The 15,450-nt window shown below is 56.9% G+C and carries 14 protein-coding genes; 2 read left to right on the top strand and 12 right to left on the bottom strand.

The genetic code is table 11. The features are described from left to right. Positions 1-91: 91 nt before the first annotated feature. A complete protein-coding gene (locus tag ABOC97_RS13030; RefSeq protein ID WP_349598250.1) occupies positions 92-1,213 on the bottom strand; it encodes a ribosomal protein uL16 3-hydroxylase in 1,122 nt (373 codons plus the stop codon). Between the two features lie 188 nt (positions 1,214-1,401). On the opposite strand from ABOC97_RS13030, the gene ABOC97_RS13025 reads away from it, so the two are divergent. Beyond that, positions 1,402-2,610 carry a multidrug effflux MFS transporter gene (locus ABOC97_RS13025; RefSeq protein WP_349598247.1) on the top strand — a complete coding sequence of 403 codons (1,209 nt, stop codon included), beginning with the start codon at positions 1,402-1,404 and terminating at the stop codon, positions 2,608-2,610. Here ABOC97_RS13025 and ABOC97_RS13020 read toward each other — a convergent pair whose 3' ends face one another. Continuing rightward, positions 2,611-3,909, bottom strand: a complete 1,299-nt coding sequence (locus ABOC97_RS13020; protein WP_349598244.1) for a sensor domain-containing diguanylate cyclase — start codon at positions 3,907-3,909, stop codon at positions 2,611-2,613. 149 nt (positions 3,910-4,058) lie between these two features. Here ABOC97_RS13020 and ABOC97_RS13015 point away from each other — a divergent pair, with 149 nt between their 5' ends. Next, positions 4,059-4,274, top strand: a complete 216-nt coding sequence (locus tag ABOC97_RS13015; RefSeq protein WP_349598241.1) for an ECs_2282 family putative zinc-binding protein — start codon at positions 4,059-4,061, stop codon at positions 4,272-4,274. Between the two features lie 202 nt (positions 4,275-4,476). Here the strand turns inward: ABOC97_RS13015 and ABOC97_RS13010 are convergent, their stop codons facing one another. The 10 genes from ABOC97_RS13010 to hpaG form a co-directional block, all read right to left on the bottom strand. Next, the gene (locus ABOC97_RS13010; protein WP_349598238.1) at positions 4,477-4,992 is read right to left on the bottom strand and encodes a 4-hydroxyphenylacetate 3-monooxygenase reductase subunit; all 516 of its coding nucleotides are present in this window, start codon (positions 4,990-4,992) and stop codon (positions 4,477-4,479) included. A gap of 19 nt (positions 4,993-5,011) precedes the next feature. Then, positions 5,012-6,574 (bottom strand): 4-hydroxyphenylacetate 3-monooxygenase, oxygenase component, encoded by a 1,563-nt coding sequence (hpaB, locus tag ABOC97_RS13005; protein ID WP_349598235.1) that lies wholly within the window; start codon positions 6,572-6,574, stop codon positions 5,012-5,014. A 309-nt stretch (positions 6,575-6,883) separates the two neighbouring features. Continuing rightward, positions 6,884-7,774, bottom strand: coding sequence for a 4-hydroxyphenylacetate catabolism regulatory protein HpaA (hpaA, locus tag ABOC97_RS13000; RefSeq protein WP_349598233.1), 891 nt, complete (start codon positions 7,772-7,774; stop codon positions 6,884-6,886). Positions 7,775-7,783: 9 nt separating this feature from the next. Continuing rightward, a complete protein-coding gene (gene hpaX, locus ABOC97_RS12995; RefSeq protein ID WP_349598230.1) occupies positions 7,784-9,160 on the bottom strand; it encodes a 4-hydroxyphenylacetate permease in 1,377 nt (458 codons plus the stop codon). A gap of 111 nt (positions 9,161-9,271) precedes the next feature. Further along, on the bottom strand, positions 9,272-10,060 hold the full coding sequence (gene hpaI, locus ABOC97_RS12990) for a 4-hydroxy-2-oxoheptanedioate aldolase (RefSeq protein ID WP_349598434.1): 789 nt from the start codon (positions 10,058-10,060) through the stop codon (positions 9,272-9,274). A 14-nt stretch (positions 10,061-10,074) separates the two neighbouring features. Next, the gene (gene hpaH / locus ABOC97_RS12985) at positions 10,075-10,878 is read right to left on the bottom strand and encodes a 2-oxo-hept-4-ene-1,7-dioate hydratase (RefSeq protein ID WP_349598227.1); all 804 of its coding nucleotides are present in this window, start codon (positions 10,876-10,878) and stop codon (positions 10,075-10,077) included. A 581-nt stretch (positions 10,879-11,459) separates the two neighbouring features. Continuing rightward, positions 11,460-11,840 (bottom strand): 5-carboxymethyl-2-hydroxymuconate Delta-isomerase, encoded by a 381-nt coding sequence (locus tag ABOC97_RS12980; protein ID WP_349598224.1) that lies wholly within the window; start codon positions 11,838-11,840, stop codon positions 11,460-11,462. Between the two features lie 9 nt (positions 11,841-11,849). Continuing rightward, entirely contained in the window at positions 11,850-12,701 is an 852-nt protein-coding gene (hpaD, locus tag ABOC97_RS12975) for a 3,4-dihydroxyphenylacetate 2,3-dioxygenase (protein WP_172728191.1), read from the bottom strand. A gap of 1 nt (position 12,702) precedes the next feature. After that, positions 12,703-14,169 (bottom strand): 5-carboxymethyl-2-hydroxymuconate semialdehyde dehydrogenase, encoded by a 1,467-nt coding sequence (gene hpaE, locus ABOC97_RS12970; RefSeq protein WP_313158798.1) that lies wholly within the window; start codon positions 14,167-14,169, stop codon positions 12,703-12,705. Further along, complete coding sequence (hpaG, locus tag ABOC97_RS12965; RefSeq protein ID WP_349598219.1) at positions 14,169-15,443, bottom strand: 4-hydroxyphenylacetate degradation bifunctional isomerase/decarboxylase; 1,275 nt, start codon at positions 15,441-15,443, stop codon at positions 14,169-14,171. Before hpaG ends, hpaE begins: the two co-directional genes overlap by 1 nt. Positions 15,444-15,450: the final 7 nt, after the last annotated feature.

The following is a 15,450-nucleotide window of genomic DNA, read 5'->3' as shown; positions in this document are numbered from 1 at the left end:
TACTAAAAATGGGGAATAACAAAGAAGAACGGCCCTCAACCTTAGTAGGCGGAGGGCCGTTGCGAGCGATGATTTCTCAGCGAAGAGCAGACTACTCGTCGAAGAACCAATAACCCTGGTTAATCAGCTCGGTCAGTTCAGCCACAAACGCTGGGTTTTTCAGCGCCTCGCCAAAGTGAGTTTTATCCAGCTCGGTATAGCGGCACAGCGCATCGGCCGCCTGTGGAGCGCAGCTTTCCAGACGTTCGCTGTTAATGAAGAAACTACCGCCAACGTTCAATACCCGCAGGCCGTTCAGGCGGCGCAGGATTTCGCCGTCTTCCAGCGCTTCAGCCACTTCTTCTGGCGTAAACGGTGGCTCTGCAGGCGCAACGTCCAGCTCATGGCGCGGCGTTGAGGCAAAACTGCCGAACCACTGCTTGAAATCGTTAGGCTGACGGATCATATCGATCATCAAGGTGCGCAGACGTTCCAGCTCGTGATCCTCAACTTTTCCCGCATGTTCACGGCAGGTCAAATCCGGATCGGTGTAGTACTTCTCGCCAAGATCGTTTTCCAGCACATAGTCAGCAAAGCTGCTGATAAGCTCACGACCGTTCGGCCCACGGAAGCCAACGGAATAGTTGAGCGTCGCTTCATAGGTAAAACCGTCGTGCGGGAATCCTGGCGGAATATACAGAATATCGCCCGGCTCCATTTCAACTTCGATAATCGGCGTAAACGGCTCAACGTGCAGCAGCGCCGGATGCGGGCAGTGCTGTTTTAACGGCAGCGCATCGCCTACGCGCCAGCGACGACGCCCCATCCCCTGAATTATAAAGACATCGTACGGGTCGATATGCGGCCCAACGCCGCCGCCCGGTACGGAGAAGGAGATCATCAGATCGTCCAGACGCCAGTCCGGCAAGACGCGAAACGGACGCACCAGTTCAGCGGAAGGTTCATGCCAATGGTTCACCGCCTGAGCCAGCAGCGACCAGTTGCTTTCTCCCAGATGGTCAAAGCTTTCAAACGGCCCGTTGCTGGCGGACCAGACGCCATCGACATGGCTCACCAGGCGGCTGTCGACTTCCATCTCCATCGCCAGACCGGCCAGCTCATCCGGCGTAATCGGGTCGATAAAGTTCGGGAACGCGTTCTTTAATACCACCGGCTGTTTTTGCCAGTATTTTTCTAAAAATTCCGGCCAGTTAAGGTTCAGTTGATAAGCCATGATTCATACCGTGAGTGGAGAAGTAGGCTTGATTATAAAGAGGCCACCCTGCACCGCGCCTTGTGATGAATCAATTGCCGATGCGGACTTATGAATCCCATTCATAGCGGCTTATCGTTTTGCTGGATTATTCATGACTATCAATCAGGCTATCCTATAGATCATCAACACAGCTCAGACGGAAAACTATGATTCACTCACCGGCGCGCGCGACGCCCGCCCACGGCAACCCCCACGGTTTGCTTTTTGTCGTCATACTCAGCGCCTTAATGGCCTTTACCTCACTCTCAACCGATATTTACCTTCCCGCCATGCCCGCTATGGCGCGTGATTTAAACGGTAACGTCGAGCTAACGATCACCGGTTTCTTAATCGGTTTTTGCGTCGCACAGCTGATCTGGGGGCCACTCAGCGATCGTTTGGGCCGTCGACTGCCGCTATTTATTGGCATGGGGCTGTTTATTATCGGCTCGGTCGGCTGCGCGCTCTCCACCAGCATCAGCCAGATTGTGTTCTGGCGTGTATTTCAGGCGCTGGGTGCCTGTACTGGCCCCATGCTGGCGCGAGCAATGATCCGCGATCTGTTCAGCCGTACCCGTGCCGCGCAGATGCTCTCAACCTTAATTCTGATGATGGCTATCGCCCCAATTGCCGGGCCGCTGATCGGCGGGCAGATGATTATTTTCGCCAGCTGGCACCTGATTTTCTGGCTGCTGGCGGTTATTGGCCTCGCGATGTTTATCATGCTGTTCTGGTTGCCGGAAACTCTGCCCGTAGAAAAGCGCGAGAAAGCCTCTTTGGGTGGCGTTTTCAGGAACTATGGTTTGCTGCTAACCAACGTCGCGTTTATGCGCTATACCCTGTGCCTGACCTTCTATTACGTGGCGATCTACGCCTTTATTACCGGTTCGCCGTTTGTCTATATCAGCTACTTTGGCGTCGAGGCGCAGCACTACGGCTGGCTATTTGCGCTCAACATCGTCGGCGTGATGGTGATGAGCGTGGTGAATCGCCGCATCGTGCAGCGCTACGCGCTGGAGACGTTATTGAAAGTGGCGACCAGCGTGGCGGGAGCGGCCGCACTGGTGCTGGCGGTCGGCGCATGGTTCCACGTCGGCGGGCTCGCCTTAATTGTTGTGGCGATATTTATTCTGTTTTCAATGAACGGCATCATCGCCGCTACCTCAACGGCCGCCGCGCTGGATGCGGCGCCGAACGTTGCGGGTTCAGCCTCGGCGTTGATTGGGGCGTTGCAGTACGGCAGCGGAATTATCTCCTCGCTGATGCTGGCGATACTCAGTGACGGCACGCCGTGGACGATGGCATGGGTGATAGCGCTGTTTACCTGTGCCAGCACCGCTATCGCCCTGACGGCGCGCGCCAGGGCGGCGGCGTAATCACACCACCACTACGCGGTTTCTTCCCTGCTGTTTGGCCTGATACAGCGCCGCATCACTATTACTGATAAGTTCGGCGCCAATGTCGGCGATGCTCTGAATGCTGCAGACAAATAGCGGTGAGTCCCAGGTCATGACGCCGAGACTGATGGTCAGCGCGCCGCCGATGGGGCTGGTTTTATTCTCAATATCCAGCTCCATCACCCGCTCGCGCAGGCGCTCAGCCACCATCCGCGCACCTCTTGCTCCGGTATTTGGCAGCATAATCAAAAACTCTTCGCCGCCGTAGCGGCTCACGCAATCCCCCGGACGCAACGAGCCCTTCAGAGCATCCGCCACCGCACGCAGTACGCGGTCGCCCGCCAGATGGCCGTAGGTATCGTTGTAGCGCTTAAAGAAATCGATATCCGCCATACATATCGCAAATGAGGTTCCTTCGCGCTGGGCTCTGGCAATTTCATAGTTCAGCCGCTCGTCCATGTAGCGCCGGTTAAACAGGTCCGTCAAATGGTCCCGCTCGGCGTACTGCAGTAAGGTTTGGTTGGCGCTGGCAAGCTGCTGTTCGGCTAGCTTACGATCGGTGATGTCCATCCACGCGGCGGAGATCCCCACGGCCCTTCCACCGGCGTCATATACCGGCTGTGACTGAATATAAAAGTAGCGCCCGTAAAGAAACACCTCTTTGCTGGCAAGTTCTTCACCGCTATCAATGCGCATAAAATCTTGCTCAAACAGCAAATGCCAATCCGGTATTATCTCTTTGAGGTATTTCCCCACCAGCGTCTCTTTGGATTCTCCCAGCATTTCACCCATCGCCTTATTGGCTTTGGTCAGCTGGCCGCTACGGTTGATAACGCACAGCGCCAGCGGCGTATCCTGGTAGATCGATTCCAACTGCAGAACCCGCTCACTGAGCTGGGTGATATCCCGGTCGATGCCGCGATAGCCATAGAGCACGCCATTTTCATCAAACAGGGGAATCGCGCTGGTTTCAATGACCACCACGCTGCCATCGGCACGCCGGTTACGGTTAATCATGCCTGATAAAGGCTTTTGCGCGACCACCACATCGAAGAAGGCTTTCTTCAGCCGTTTCGCTTCGCCCGGTACCATAAAATCAAACGGTGTACGGCCCAACACCTCTTCGGGCCTATATCCGAGCTGGTTCTTAATCACATCTGACACCCAGACATAACGGCCAGCGGCATCAACTTCCCACACCCAATCGGTATTGTGATGTAACAGTTCCGCCAACCTCTCTGAATCGCCTCTGTTGCTCTGTGCGAGATGCTTATCCATCGCCGTTCGTCCTCTCCATTTACCCGTTCGTGGTCAAAAAACAACCACCAGGTCAACCAAGTTATAATGACCTGTTATTTTCCGATCACAACTACTTTAACAATTAATGCGGTCAAGCTATTTTATAACAAAATAAAGGAGACCTGCCTGTGATTTCAATTAAGTATTTATGCCCTGCATGCAACGGAATTACCGAAATATCTAATATTGAAGAAATCAAAAATTCACAGGATGCTTATCCAATGGCGTGTCAAGCCTGTGGCAAGGCTTTCAGTAAAGCTGAGCTGATCAAATTTGCCAAACTAAAGGCCGAAGCAATGATTATCGAAGCGCTTTCAACATTACCAAAAAAATCGCATAAATAAATTCAGTTATGGTTTTATTAAGGTATTGAATAAATTGTTAACAATATTACGTTTTGGTGCTCAAGATTAATTGAGTCATGCTTTTTAATTAGTTCTAATCTTTTTTCTGCCTGAGATTAAACATATTGAATTCGTGGAATAAAGAGCAAAAAAATGGGTGGCTGTTTAGCCACCCATCGAAGTTTATCCACGTCACGAACGCTTAGGCCAGCGCTTCGGCCTCGATCATAACCGGGTGAAAGCGGCGCTTGAAATAGATAAGCCCGTGTCCTTCTTCTTCACCCAGCGCAATATTCTGGATCTCCACCAGATAGACCAGATGGCTGCCGATGGTCTGTACCTGGCGAATTTCGCCTTCGAGGCTTGCCAGCGCGCCGTTCAGCACCGGCTGAGCTAGCGCCCCGCGCTGCCAGCCGCTAAGGCTAAAGCGCTCGTCCATGGCCATACCGGTCATCCCGGCGAAGTGACGTGCCATAATTTCCTGATCGTGGTTGAGCACGTTAATGCACAGCTTGCCGTTGCCCTGGAAGACCGGGTTCATGGCGCTATTGGCATTGATACACACCATCACCGACGGCGGTGAATCGGTAACCGAGCACACGGCGGTGGCGGTAATGCCGCAGCGGCCGGCTTCGCCCTCGGTGGTGACGACGTTAACCGCAGCCGACAGGCTGGCCATCGCATCGCGAAAACGCAGGCGTTGTTCATCTAATTGCATTGTGACCTCCCGCTGCGAATCACTTCAGCAGCTTATCCAACAGGTTAATATCAGCATTGTTGTGCAGGTGCGGCACCGTCCAACCGTGCTGGTCGTATTCCGACAGGCAGCGGTCGACCATCGCCATCATTTTGTCCATGTTGCCGGAGGTCTGCGCCTGGCGCAGGCACTGCAGGCGAATCTCATCCTGGCTACCGGAATAGTTAATCTCATACAGCTCGTGACGGCCGCCAAACTCGCTGCCAATCGCATCCCACATCAGTTTTAAGATCTTGATGCGCTCAACATGATCCATGCCGTTGGAGCCGCGAACGTACTTCGCCAGATACTGGTCGATCTGCGGATTGTTGAGATCGCGCGCGCTTGAAGGCAGGTAGATCAGGCCGCTGGTGACGTTACGTTCGATAATATTTTTGATCTTGGCGTAGGCCATTGGCGCCATCACGCGATAGGTTTGCAGCGCGGCGTGATCCGGCAAATAAGCCCCGTTAACCCACGGCGTCGCTTCCGAACACATCGAATCGCTGAGCGCCCAGAACATGTTGCGCCACGCCACCACTTCACCGAGATCCGCCTGCACGCCGCGGAATTCCAGGGTGCCGGTACACTCCAGCGATCTCTTCAGCAGGGCGGTAATAAAGTCGAGCTTCACCGCCAAACGCACGCACGCCTGCAGTGGGTACATACGGGCGAAACCGCCTTCCATTGTCCAGCGACGGCAGCGATCGAAATCGCGGTAGATCAGTACGTTTTCCCACGGGATCAGTACTTTATCCATCACCAGGATCGCATCGTTCTCGTCAAAGCGGCTGGAGAGCGGATAGTCATATGGCGATCCGGTAGCCCCGGCGACCAGCTCATAGGAGGCGCGGGAAATCAGCTTCACACCTTCCGCGTCCATTGGTGCAACGAACATCAGCGCGAAGTCCGGGTTTTCCCCCATCACCTGGGCCGAGCCGAAGCCAATCATGTTGTAGTGAGTCAGCGCCGAGTTGGTGGCAACGACTTTGGCACCGCTGACGATAATCCCGGCGTCGGTCTCTTTTTCCAGCTTGATGTAGACGTCTTTCACTTCGTCGGCCGGTTTATGACGGTCGATAGGCGGGTTGACGATGGCGTGGTTAAAGTACAGGCCGGTTTCCTGAATGCGTGAATACCAGTGGCGGGCGTTTTGCTCAAACTGGCCGTAGAACGCTGGGTTGGCGCCCAGTGCGCTACCGAAAGCCGCTTTATAGTCCGGAGTACGGCCCATCCAGCCGTAGGAGAGGCGTGACCATTCGGCGATGGCGTCGCGCTGCTGGCGCAGATCATCGGCACTTTTCGCCACGCGGAAGAATTTGTGGGTGTAGCCGCCGCTGCCGGTATCGGTATTCCAGCACAGCTTATCCTGCATATCCGGTTTGTGCAGCGCATCGTACAGCTGAGCCACGGATGCCGCCGCATTGCGGAATGCCGGATGGGTGGTGACGTCTTTAACGCGCTCACCGTAGATGTAGATCTCACGGCCATCCTGCAGGCTTTTCAGGTACTCTTCGCCGGTTAACGGGCGCTTGGTGTCTGCGCGGAAATCTTCAGGTTTCATAGGGTACACTCCAGTATCTTTCGGATTTGTTAAATTTATGTTTTGTTTTTGTTCTGTAATTGAAGCGTTTGAGCGGGTGTTCGTGAAGGGACGTTTGCGACAACGGCGGGTACTTTTCAGGCGAGGTTAGGTTCTGTGATCTGGGCGAGGTTTGATGGAGGATGCCCCCTCACCCCGGCCCTCTCCCCAAAGGGGCGAGGGGGAAAAACGTGCACACATTGCCCTATCTCCCCACAGAGGAAAAGACTAAAAGCGCGCACAGTTCGGTCCCCTCTCCCCGATGGGGAGAGGGTTAGGGTAAGGGGAAAACTACGACACCGGAATCTGACTGGCGCGAAACGCGCTCGGTGAGCATCCTACGAGGCGGTTAAAAAAGCGGGCGAAATAGGCCGGGTCCTTAAACCCCAGCTGCCAGGCAATCTCACTCACTGCGCTATCGGAAAACAGCAGCAGCCTTTTGGCCTCCCGCAGCTGTCGGTCAAAGATCAGTCGCTTTGGTGGCCGGTTGGCAAAACGGCGGCAAATATCCGTCAGCCGCGACTCGGTCAGATGCAGCTCGCCCGCGTAGTCCGGCACCGTCCAGTGGCGATGATAGTTATTGTCGATCATCTGGTTAAACCGCTGGAACAGCTTCAGCTCGCCGCGCACGCCGCTCCCCGCGTGGTCATCCAGCGGAGCATTACGCAGCAGTAGCGTAAACACCGCTTGCGCCAGCAGCACCAGCGTATGCTCGCGACCCGCCAGCTGCGACGTTGACTCGCGCTGAATCAGCCGCCAGTAGTGCGCCAGCGCCGCCAGCTCATCCGGTTTATCCGCCAGCGACAGGCACATACCCGGCAGGCCAAACGCCTCCCGGGTGCCGGGGTACAGCACCTCCAGCAGCGGCCAGATCAGATCCTCGCGCACCGTCAACACATGGCCGTCGCTGTCCGACTCGGTGATAAAGGCGTGCGGCACCGAGGGCGGCGTTAACACGAACAGCGGTGCCTGTACCGAATAGCGATGATCGTCGAGCTGGAGTTCAATCTGCCCGGTATCAAGAAAATGCATCTGGAAAAACTGGTCGTGACGATGCGCCTGCATATCGCGGCCAAAGAACTCAGCCATGCGGGCAAAAGACTGATAATGCACGTCTTTGCTGCCCAAGCTCTCTTCATACTCGGTGCTGATGTCGATATTGGTAATCGTCTGCTGGCACATCGTAGCCCCCTACGGTGTCGCCCGCGGGCGGGACGACTTCATCGGGATAAGCCAGACAATCACCGCCCCCACCACCAGTAACGCGGCAACAAACCACAGACCGCTGTTAAAGCTGCCGGTGACATCTTTCAGCCAGCCGATCATAAACGGACTGAGTGCCGATCCGATATTGCCGGTGGCGTTGATCACCGCAATGCCGATCGCCCGGGCACGCAGGCTGATCGACTGATCCGGAGTGGTCCAGAAAATAGCCATCGCACTGAAAGAACCGGTGGAAGCCATCACGATCCCCAGCAGTTGGATCAGGCTATGGCTGGTCGCCGAGGCCAATAGCCAGCCCGCAGCCGCAAACAGGAACGGCAGCGCCGTGTGGTGTTTACGCTCCTGATGTTTATCAGAGTGGCGGCTCCAGTAGATCATCCCGAGAATGGTGCAAATCTGCGGTATCGCCGCCAGCAGGCCAATGGTGATATTGCTGCTGCCTTCGTTGAAGCTTTTGAGGATCTGCGGCGTCCAGATGCTGATGGCGCTCAGCGTGTTGGTCAGGCAAAAATAGGCCAGGGTGTACATCATCACTATCGGCGTGAAAACCTCTCGCCACAGGCTACGCTGCTGCATCGCGTGGTGGCTGATGGCCCCTTCCGGTTGTACCAGCGTCAGATGGTCGTTATCCATCATCTCCTGCAGGCATTTTTTATCCTCGGCGGTCAGCCATTTGGCTTTCGCCGGGGAGTCATCCAGCCAGTACCAAACCATCACCCCGAGCAGCACCGCCGGGAATCCTTCCAGCAGGAACAGCCACTGCCAGCCGCGCAGGCTCAGCATGCCGTCCATTGACAAAATGTAGCCCGAGACAATCGAGCCCAGCGCGGTCGTCACCGGCATGGCAATCATAAACAGCGCATTGGCGCGGGCGCGGAAAAAGGCCGGGAACCAGTAGGTTAAATAAAGCAGGATACCGGGCAGGAACCCGGCTTCGGTGATGCCCACCAGCATGCGCAGCACGTACAGGCTTTTTGGCCCGACGGCAAACATGGTGGCGGTAGACGCAATGCCCCACAGCACCATGATGGTCGCTATCCAGCGGCGCGCGCCGACAATGCTGAGCATCATGTTGCTGGGAATGCCGAAGAGCACGTAGGTGGCGTAAAACAGCGTGGTGGCGAGGCCGAACATGGTGGCGTTGAGGCCCAGATCGGCCCCCATCGTCAGCCCGGCAAAGCCGATATTAATACGGTCTAAAAACGAGAAGATAAACAGCACAAATAAAAACAGCACCAGGCGGCGAAACAGCTTATTGATAACCGACTGCTGGCCTGCGGTCAGCTGCTTATGCTGGTCAGCAGGGTTACGCTGTTCCGGGATGGCAGATGATGTGTCGCTCATAATTCTTCCTCTAATGGGATTTTTGTAGGGTACGACAACTTTTTTGCCGGACGGCGGCGATGCCTTATCCGGCCTGAGGTTTGCTCTGGAGAAAAACGGATGAAACCGGCCTTAATAAACGCCCGGTTCGGCGGCGGATGCACCGGCGCCAAAGCGGGCCGCCAGCGCTTCCGCACCGCGCGCCAGCAAGGTGGTATCAACGCCGACGGCGACGAACAGCGCGCCCAGCTCGAGATAGCGTTTTGCCAGCTGTTCGTTGGCCATCAGGATCCCCGGCGCTTTCCCCGCCGCCCGAATCTGCACGATGGCGTTCTCAATCGCCGCCTGCACTTCCGGGTGCTGCGGATTGCCAGCAAAGCCCATGTCGGCGCTCAAATCTGCAGGGCCGATAAACACGCCATCAACGCCCTCCACATCAAGGATTTGCGCCAGGTTACGCATCGCTTCCCGGGTTTCAATCTGCACCAGCACGCACATGGCGGCGTTAGCTTCGTGAAGATAATCGGGGATCCGACTCCAGCGCGAGGCCCGCGCCAATGCGCTACCTACGCCGCGAATGCCCTGCGGCGGATAGCGGGTGGCGGCTACGGCGGCACGCGCTTCATCGGCGTTTTGCACCATCGGCACCAGCAGATTTTGTGTCCCCACGTCGAGCAGCTGTTTAATCTGCACCGCGTCATTCCACGACGGGCGCACCACCGGCTGGCTGGGATACGGCGCTATCGCCTGCAGCTGCGTCAACACGGTCTGGACGTTGTTCGGCGCGTGTTCGCCATCAATCAACAACCAGTCGAAGCCTGCTCCCGCTAACAGTTCGGCGCTATAGCTGCTGGACAGCCCCAACCACAGGCCAATCTGCGGACGCCCGGCGTTGAGCGCCTCTTTAAAACTGTTCTTAATCATTGCGTTATCTCTTATACAAACCGGCAGCTGATAGAGCCCATCTTGCCGTAGTCAACGTGGAAGGTGTCGCCCTTGCGCGCCGGAACCGGGCGGGTGAACGATCCGCCGAGAATAATCTGCCCCGCCTCTAGCTGGACGTCGTACGGCGCCAGCTTATTCGCCAACCACGCCACGCCGTTGGCCGGATGGTTGAGTACGCCTGCCGCCACGCCGGTTTCTTCAATCACGCCGTTACGGTAGAGCAGCGCGGAGATCCAGCGTAAATCCAGTTCACCGGGTTTAATCGGCCGACCGCCAAGAATGACCCCAGCGTTGGCGGCGTTGTCGGAAATCGTGTCGAATACCTTGCGCGGCCGCTGGGTTTCCGGGTCGATGTTATGGCTACGGGCGTCAATCAACTCCAGCGCCGGGATCACATAGTCGGTGGCGTTATAGACATCAAACAGCGTGCAGTTCGGGCCACGCAGCGGTTTAGCCAGCACGAACGCCAGCTCCACCTCAATGCGCGGGACGATAAAACGGTCGGTGGGGATATCGCCGCCGTCGTGGAAAAACATATCGTCGAGCAGCGCGCCGTAGTCCGGTTCGCTGATTTGCGAGCTGGCCTGCATCGCTTTCGAGGTCAGGCCGATTTTGTGGCCCTTGAGCGTGCGGCCTTCGGCCATCTTCATCGCCACCCATTCACGCTGAATGGCATAGGCGTCTTCGATGGTGATGGTCGGGTAATCCAGCGATACCGCGCGGATCTGCTCGCGCTGTTTTTCAGCCTGATCCAAGCGCTGGGCAATCAGGGTATGAGTTGGTTTGTCGAGCATAGTGATTCCTATTACCGTGTTTTCCCCCGCTCCCTAGCGTGGCGAGGGGATTGACCGCGTATGTGTTTTCCCCTTCTCCCCGTGGGAGAGGGCCGGGGTTAGGGCATCAGGCCGCTGAGATTCCCCCTCACCCTAACCCTCTCCCCAAAGGGGCGAGGGGATTGACCGAGCATATGTTTTCTCCCTCTCCCCAAAGGGGCGAGGGGATTGACCGAGCATATGTTTTCTCCCTCTCCCCAAAGGGGCGAGGGGATTGACCGCGTATGTGTTTTCCCCCTCTCCCCGTGGGAGAGGGCCGGGGTGAGGGCATCAGGCCGCTGAGATTCCCCCTCACCCTAACCCTCTCCCCAAAGGGGCGAGGGAACTGACCGTGCATGTGTTTTCCCCCTCTCCCTAGCGTGGCGAGGGGATTGACCGAGCATATGTTTTCCCCCTCTCCCCGTGGGAGAGGGCCGGGGTGAGGGCATCAAGCCGCTGAGATTCCCCCTCACCCTAACCCTCTCCCCAAAGGGGCGAGGGGACTAACCGTGCATGTATTTTTCCCCCCACCCTAAGGATCGAGGGGGCCGCCCGTGACGGGATTATTTAAATAACGCGTGAACGTTGTTTTGCTTGTAGTTCAGCGTTGGATGCAGCTCATCCAGCTCAAACGACAGTGCCAGGTAGCGGCTGTCCATCAGCGCGGCAAAGTGGTTTTTAATCAGCGCAAACAGCATCTCCCCCACCTGCTCACGGCTTTCGAGGCTGCGCCCGCTGCCGATTTTTAGCGTCATATGCACAAACGCGTAATCGTGCTGACCATCGGCCATCTGCCAGGTATCCAGCCAGTGGGCGCGGCTGCGGATACCGCCAAGTGGGAAAATCCCCGTAGCGGCCAGCGTGGCGTTCACCTTGGCAAACAGCCCCGGCAAATCGGCCTGCTCGCGAATGTTGTCGGTGCATTCAGCAATAAAGTGCGGCATGGTTCATCCTCAGGCTGGCAGCGGGAAAATAGCGTTCACCTGCCCGGTACCGGAGCTGGCAAACAGATCGGTGACAAACTCCACCTTGCCGTCGTATTTATCCCAGCCCAGCATCCCCAGCAGCATCACGGTGTCGTGCATATTGCCTTCGCCGTAGCAGTAGTCGGCATACTCCGGCAGCATGGTGCAAAACTCCTTGAACTTGCCTTCGCGCCACAGCTTGACCACGCGCTCATCCATCTGATGATCGAATTCGCGGGTGTAGCTGTTCATCCCCTCTTCCGCACGCTGGTCGTCGATAAAGCGGTGCGACAACGAACCGCTGGCAAACACCGCCACCGTACCGTCGTACTGTTCAATGGCTTTGACGATGGCTTCACCCAGCCGACGGCTGTCGGCAAAATCGTGCACCGTACAGAAGGCGGAAATTGACACCACTTTGAAATGCTTATCGCTGTTCATGTAACGCATCGGCACCAGCGTGCCATACTCCAGCTTCAGGCTCGGGATATTGTGCGCTTTAGCACGCACGCCCAGCTTCACCGCTTCATCGGCGATCAGCTGCCCAAGCTCAGGGTTGCCGTCGTAGTCGTAGGTCATGTCACGAATAAAGTGCGGCAGCTCGTTGCTGGTATAAATCCCCTTAAAGCTCTCCGCACAGTTAATGTGATAGGCGCTGTTCACCAACCAATGGGTGTCGAACACGATAATGGTATCGACGCCCATTTCCCGGCAGCGCTTGCCGATTTCGATATGCCCGTCAATCGCCGCCTGGCGGCAGCCGAAGTTTTTCCCAGGGATTTCTGAGAGATACATTGACGGTACGTGAGTAATTTTTGCCGCTAACGCTAACTTGCCCATATCACACTCCCCATTTCGGGATTGGATGGTCGCCCATAGAAATACAGACGTTTTTCATTTCCGCGAACACTTCAAAGCTGTATTCGCCGCCTTCACGCCCGGTACCGGAGGCCTTCACGCCGCCAAACGGCTGACGCAGATCGCGCACGTTCTGGGTGTTGACGAACACCATTCCAGCCTCGATACCGCGCGCCAGGCGCAGCACTTTGCTGATGTCCTGGGTCCAGATATAGGATGCCAGGCCATATTCGATGTCGTTGGCCAGACGCAGCCCTTCGGCTTCGTCTTTAAACGGCAGCAGGCAGGCCACCGGGCCGAAGATCTCTTCTTGTGCCACGCGCATGCGGTTATCGACATCCGCCAGCACCGTGGGGCGCAGGAAGTTGCCGTTGCGCAGATGCGCCGGTAAATCGGTCGGTTTCTCCGCGCCGCCCGCCAGCAGGGTCGCGCCCTCTTCAATCCCCAGACGGATATAGCCGGAGACCTTTTCCCAGTGCTGCTGGCTAATCAGCGCCCCGACCTGAGTATTCGGGTCGGTCGGGTCACCGACGCGCAGGCGGTTAGCGCGTTCGGCAAAGCGTTTAACGAATTCCGGATAAATGCTCTGCTGAATAAAGATGCGCGAACCGGCGGTGCAACGTTCGCCATTGATCGAGAAAATGGTAAACAGCGCGGCGTCCAGCGCGCGCTCGATATCAGCATCCTCAAAAATCAGCACCGGTGATTTGCCGCCCAGCTCCATGGAATACTTTTTCAGCCCGGCGTTTTTCATAATGTTGCGCCCGGTGGCGGTGCCGCCGGTAAACGACACCGCGCGCACATCGTGATGACGCACCAGCGCGTCACCGGCGCTCGCACCGTAGCCCTGCACCACGTTCAGTACCCCGGCCGGAATACCGGCTTCCAGCGCCAGTTCGCCCAACCGATCGGCGGTTAGCGGCGACAGTTCGGACATTTTGAGCACCGCCGTGTTACCCAGCGCCAGACACGGCGCAACCTTCCAGGTGGCGGTCATAAACGGTACGTTCCACGGCGACACCAGCGCGCACACGCCAACCGGCTGCACCAGCGTGTAGTTGAGCATCTTGTCGTCAACCGGGTAGGTTTTGCCGTTCATCTGCTGGCACACTTCAGCGAAAAATTCGAAGTTGTGGGATGCTCGTGGGATCAGCACGTTTTTCGTCTGGTGAATCGGCAGGCCGGTATCGGCGGTTTCCATCGCCGCAATTTCCGGCACGTTCTGGTCAATCAACTCCCCCAGACGGCGCATCAACCGCGCGCGCTCTTTCATCGGCAGATTGGCCCATTTCGGGAACGCCTCTTTCGCCGCCGCCACCGCCTGATTCACTTCGGCTTCACCGCCGGAAGCCACTTCCGCCAGCACCTCACCGGTTGCCGGGTTGGTGGTGTGGAAGTAGTCATTACCGGCGACGTTTTTACCGTTGATCCAATGGTTAATCTTTTTCATTACGCATTTCCCTCACTGACAATTCGGTTCACCAGGCGCCCTACGCCCTCCACTTCCACCACCACTTCATCACCCGGTACCACGTCAGACAGCCCTTTCGGCGTGCCGGTGGCAATCATGTCGCCCGGTTGCAGCGTCATAAACTCGCTGAGGTAGGCGATTAAAAATGGAATGCTAAAAATCAGATCGGCGGTAGTGCCCTGCTGGCGCAGTTCGCCGTTGACGAAGGTACGCAGCGCCAGATTGTGCGGGTCAGGGATGGACTCTTTTGGCACCACGTTAGAGGAGATAGGAGTCAGGCCGTCGCGGCTTTTCACCCGCAGATTCGGGCGATAGTAGTTTTCGAGATAATCGCGGATAGCGTAGTCGTTACACACCGTGTAGCCCGCCACATAGTCCATGGCTTGTGCTTCACTGACCTTACGCGCGGTTTTGCCGATGACCACCACCAGCTCCGCTTCGTAGTGCATGTATTCGACGTTGTTCGGGCGCACCGAAGTTTGTCCATCACCGGTCACCGTGTTCGGCGCTTTGATAAACACCAGCGGCTCTTCCGGCGGCTTAAACTCCAGCTCGCTGGCATGATCGGCATAGTTGAGGCCGAGGGCAAACAGCGTGCCGTGACGCTGCGGATGCGCAACGGCTGCTGTTTCACTGTCGACGATCGTCGGGTTTTCCAGCGGCGGGAAACCGTCCGCCAGCACCCGCACGCGGTCGCCAGGGTTGAGGGCTACACGGGCCTGCGGTGTCCCCAGCAAAATAACGTCACCAGGGTTTAAGGTGGCGAATTCGCTTAACGCACTCAGCAGTTCTGCGGCGCTGCGCTGGAGATCGGCGGTGCTCCAGCGGTCAACGTCGCGGCCGTTGATTTCGGTAGTAATAGTCAGGTTATCGACGTTCTCGATAGCCACCGTGCCGCCCAATGGACAAAAGCCGTCGCGGCATTTGGCCTTGATGGCCGGGCGGTAAAAGCTCTCTTCCGCCAGACTGACTTCATTAGCCAGCGCATAGCCGGCGATATAGTGCGCCGCGTTTTCAACCGCGACCTTACAAGCCGTTTTGCCTACCACCAGCGCGATGGTCGCGCCGCTGTATACCGTTTCTCCCTGCGGCAGCGGAATTGGCTCACCGCCGCCAATCACCGTGTTATGCGGTTTGATAAACCACACCGCCGTTTTGGGCGGCGTCTTGTAGGGGGCCTGCTCAAACGCCTCGCGCCAGGCATCAAGCTGGCTACGATGGTTAAGCGCCACGGCGAAAACGGTACCTTTCATGAACAGC

The sequence above is a fragment of the Kluyvera huaxiensis genome (assembly GCF_040149365.1).
Classification (GTDB): Bacteria; Pseudomonadota; Gammaproteobacteria; order Enterobacterales; family Enterobacteriaceae; genus Kluyvera; species Kluyvera intermedia_A.
Note: the sequence above shows the minus strand (reverse complement) of the source record. Positions and strands in the feature narration are given on the sequence as shown.

What these genes read in the sequence shown, in the direction of transcription:
- hpaB (WP_349598235.1), bottom strand. Translation starts at nt 6,574, where the DNA reads ATGAAACCTGAAGATTTCCGCGCAGACACCAAGCGCCCGTTAACCGGC.
- ABOC97_RS13020 (WP_349598244.1), bottom strand. Translation starts at nt 3,909, where the DNA reads ATGGATAAGCATCTCGCACAGAGCAACAGAGGCGATTCAGAGAGGTTG.
- hpaH (WP_349598227.1), bottom strand. Translation starts at nt 10,878, where the DNA reads ATGCTCGACAAACCAACTCATACCCTGATTGCCCAGCGCTTGGATCAG.
- hpaA (WP_349598233.1), bottom strand. Translation starts at nt 7,774, where the DNA reads ATGTGCCAGCAGACGATTACCAATATCGACATCAGCACCGAGTATGAA.
- ABOC97_RS13030 (WP_349598250.1), bottom strand. Translation starts at nt 1,213, where the DNA reads ATGGCTTATCAACTGAACCTTAACTGGCCGGAATTTTTAGAAAAATAC.
- ABOC97_RS13010 (WP_349598238.1), bottom strand. Translation starts at nt 4,992, where the DNA reads ATGCAATTAGATGAACAACGCCTGCGTTTTCGCGATGCGATGGCCAGC.
- hpaX (WP_349598230.1), bottom strand. Translation starts at nt 9,160, where the DNA reads ATGAGCGACACATCATCTGCCATCCCGGAACAGCGTAACCCTGCTGAC.
- hpaD (WP_172728191.1), bottom strand. Translation starts at nt 12,701, where the DNA reads ATGGGCAAGTTAGCGTTAGCGGCAAAAATTACTCACGTACCGTCAATG.
- ABOC97_RS13025 (WP_349598247.1), top strand. Translation starts at nt 1,402, where the DNA reads ATGATTCACTCACCGGCGCGCGCGACGCCCGCCCACGGCAACCCCCAC.
- hpaE (WP_313158798.1), bottom strand. Translation starts at nt 14,169, where the DNA reads ATGAAAAAGATTAACCATTGGATCAACGGTAAAAACGTCGCCGGTAAT.
- ABOC97_RS12980 (WP_349598224.1), bottom strand. Translation starts at nt 11,840, where the DNA reads ATGCCGCACTTTATTGCTGAATGCACCGACAACATTCGCGAGCAGGCC.
- hpaG (WP_349598219.1), bottom strand. Translation starts at nt 15,443, where the DNA reads ATGAAAGGTACCGTTTTCGCCGTGGCGCTTAACCATCGTAGCCAGCTT.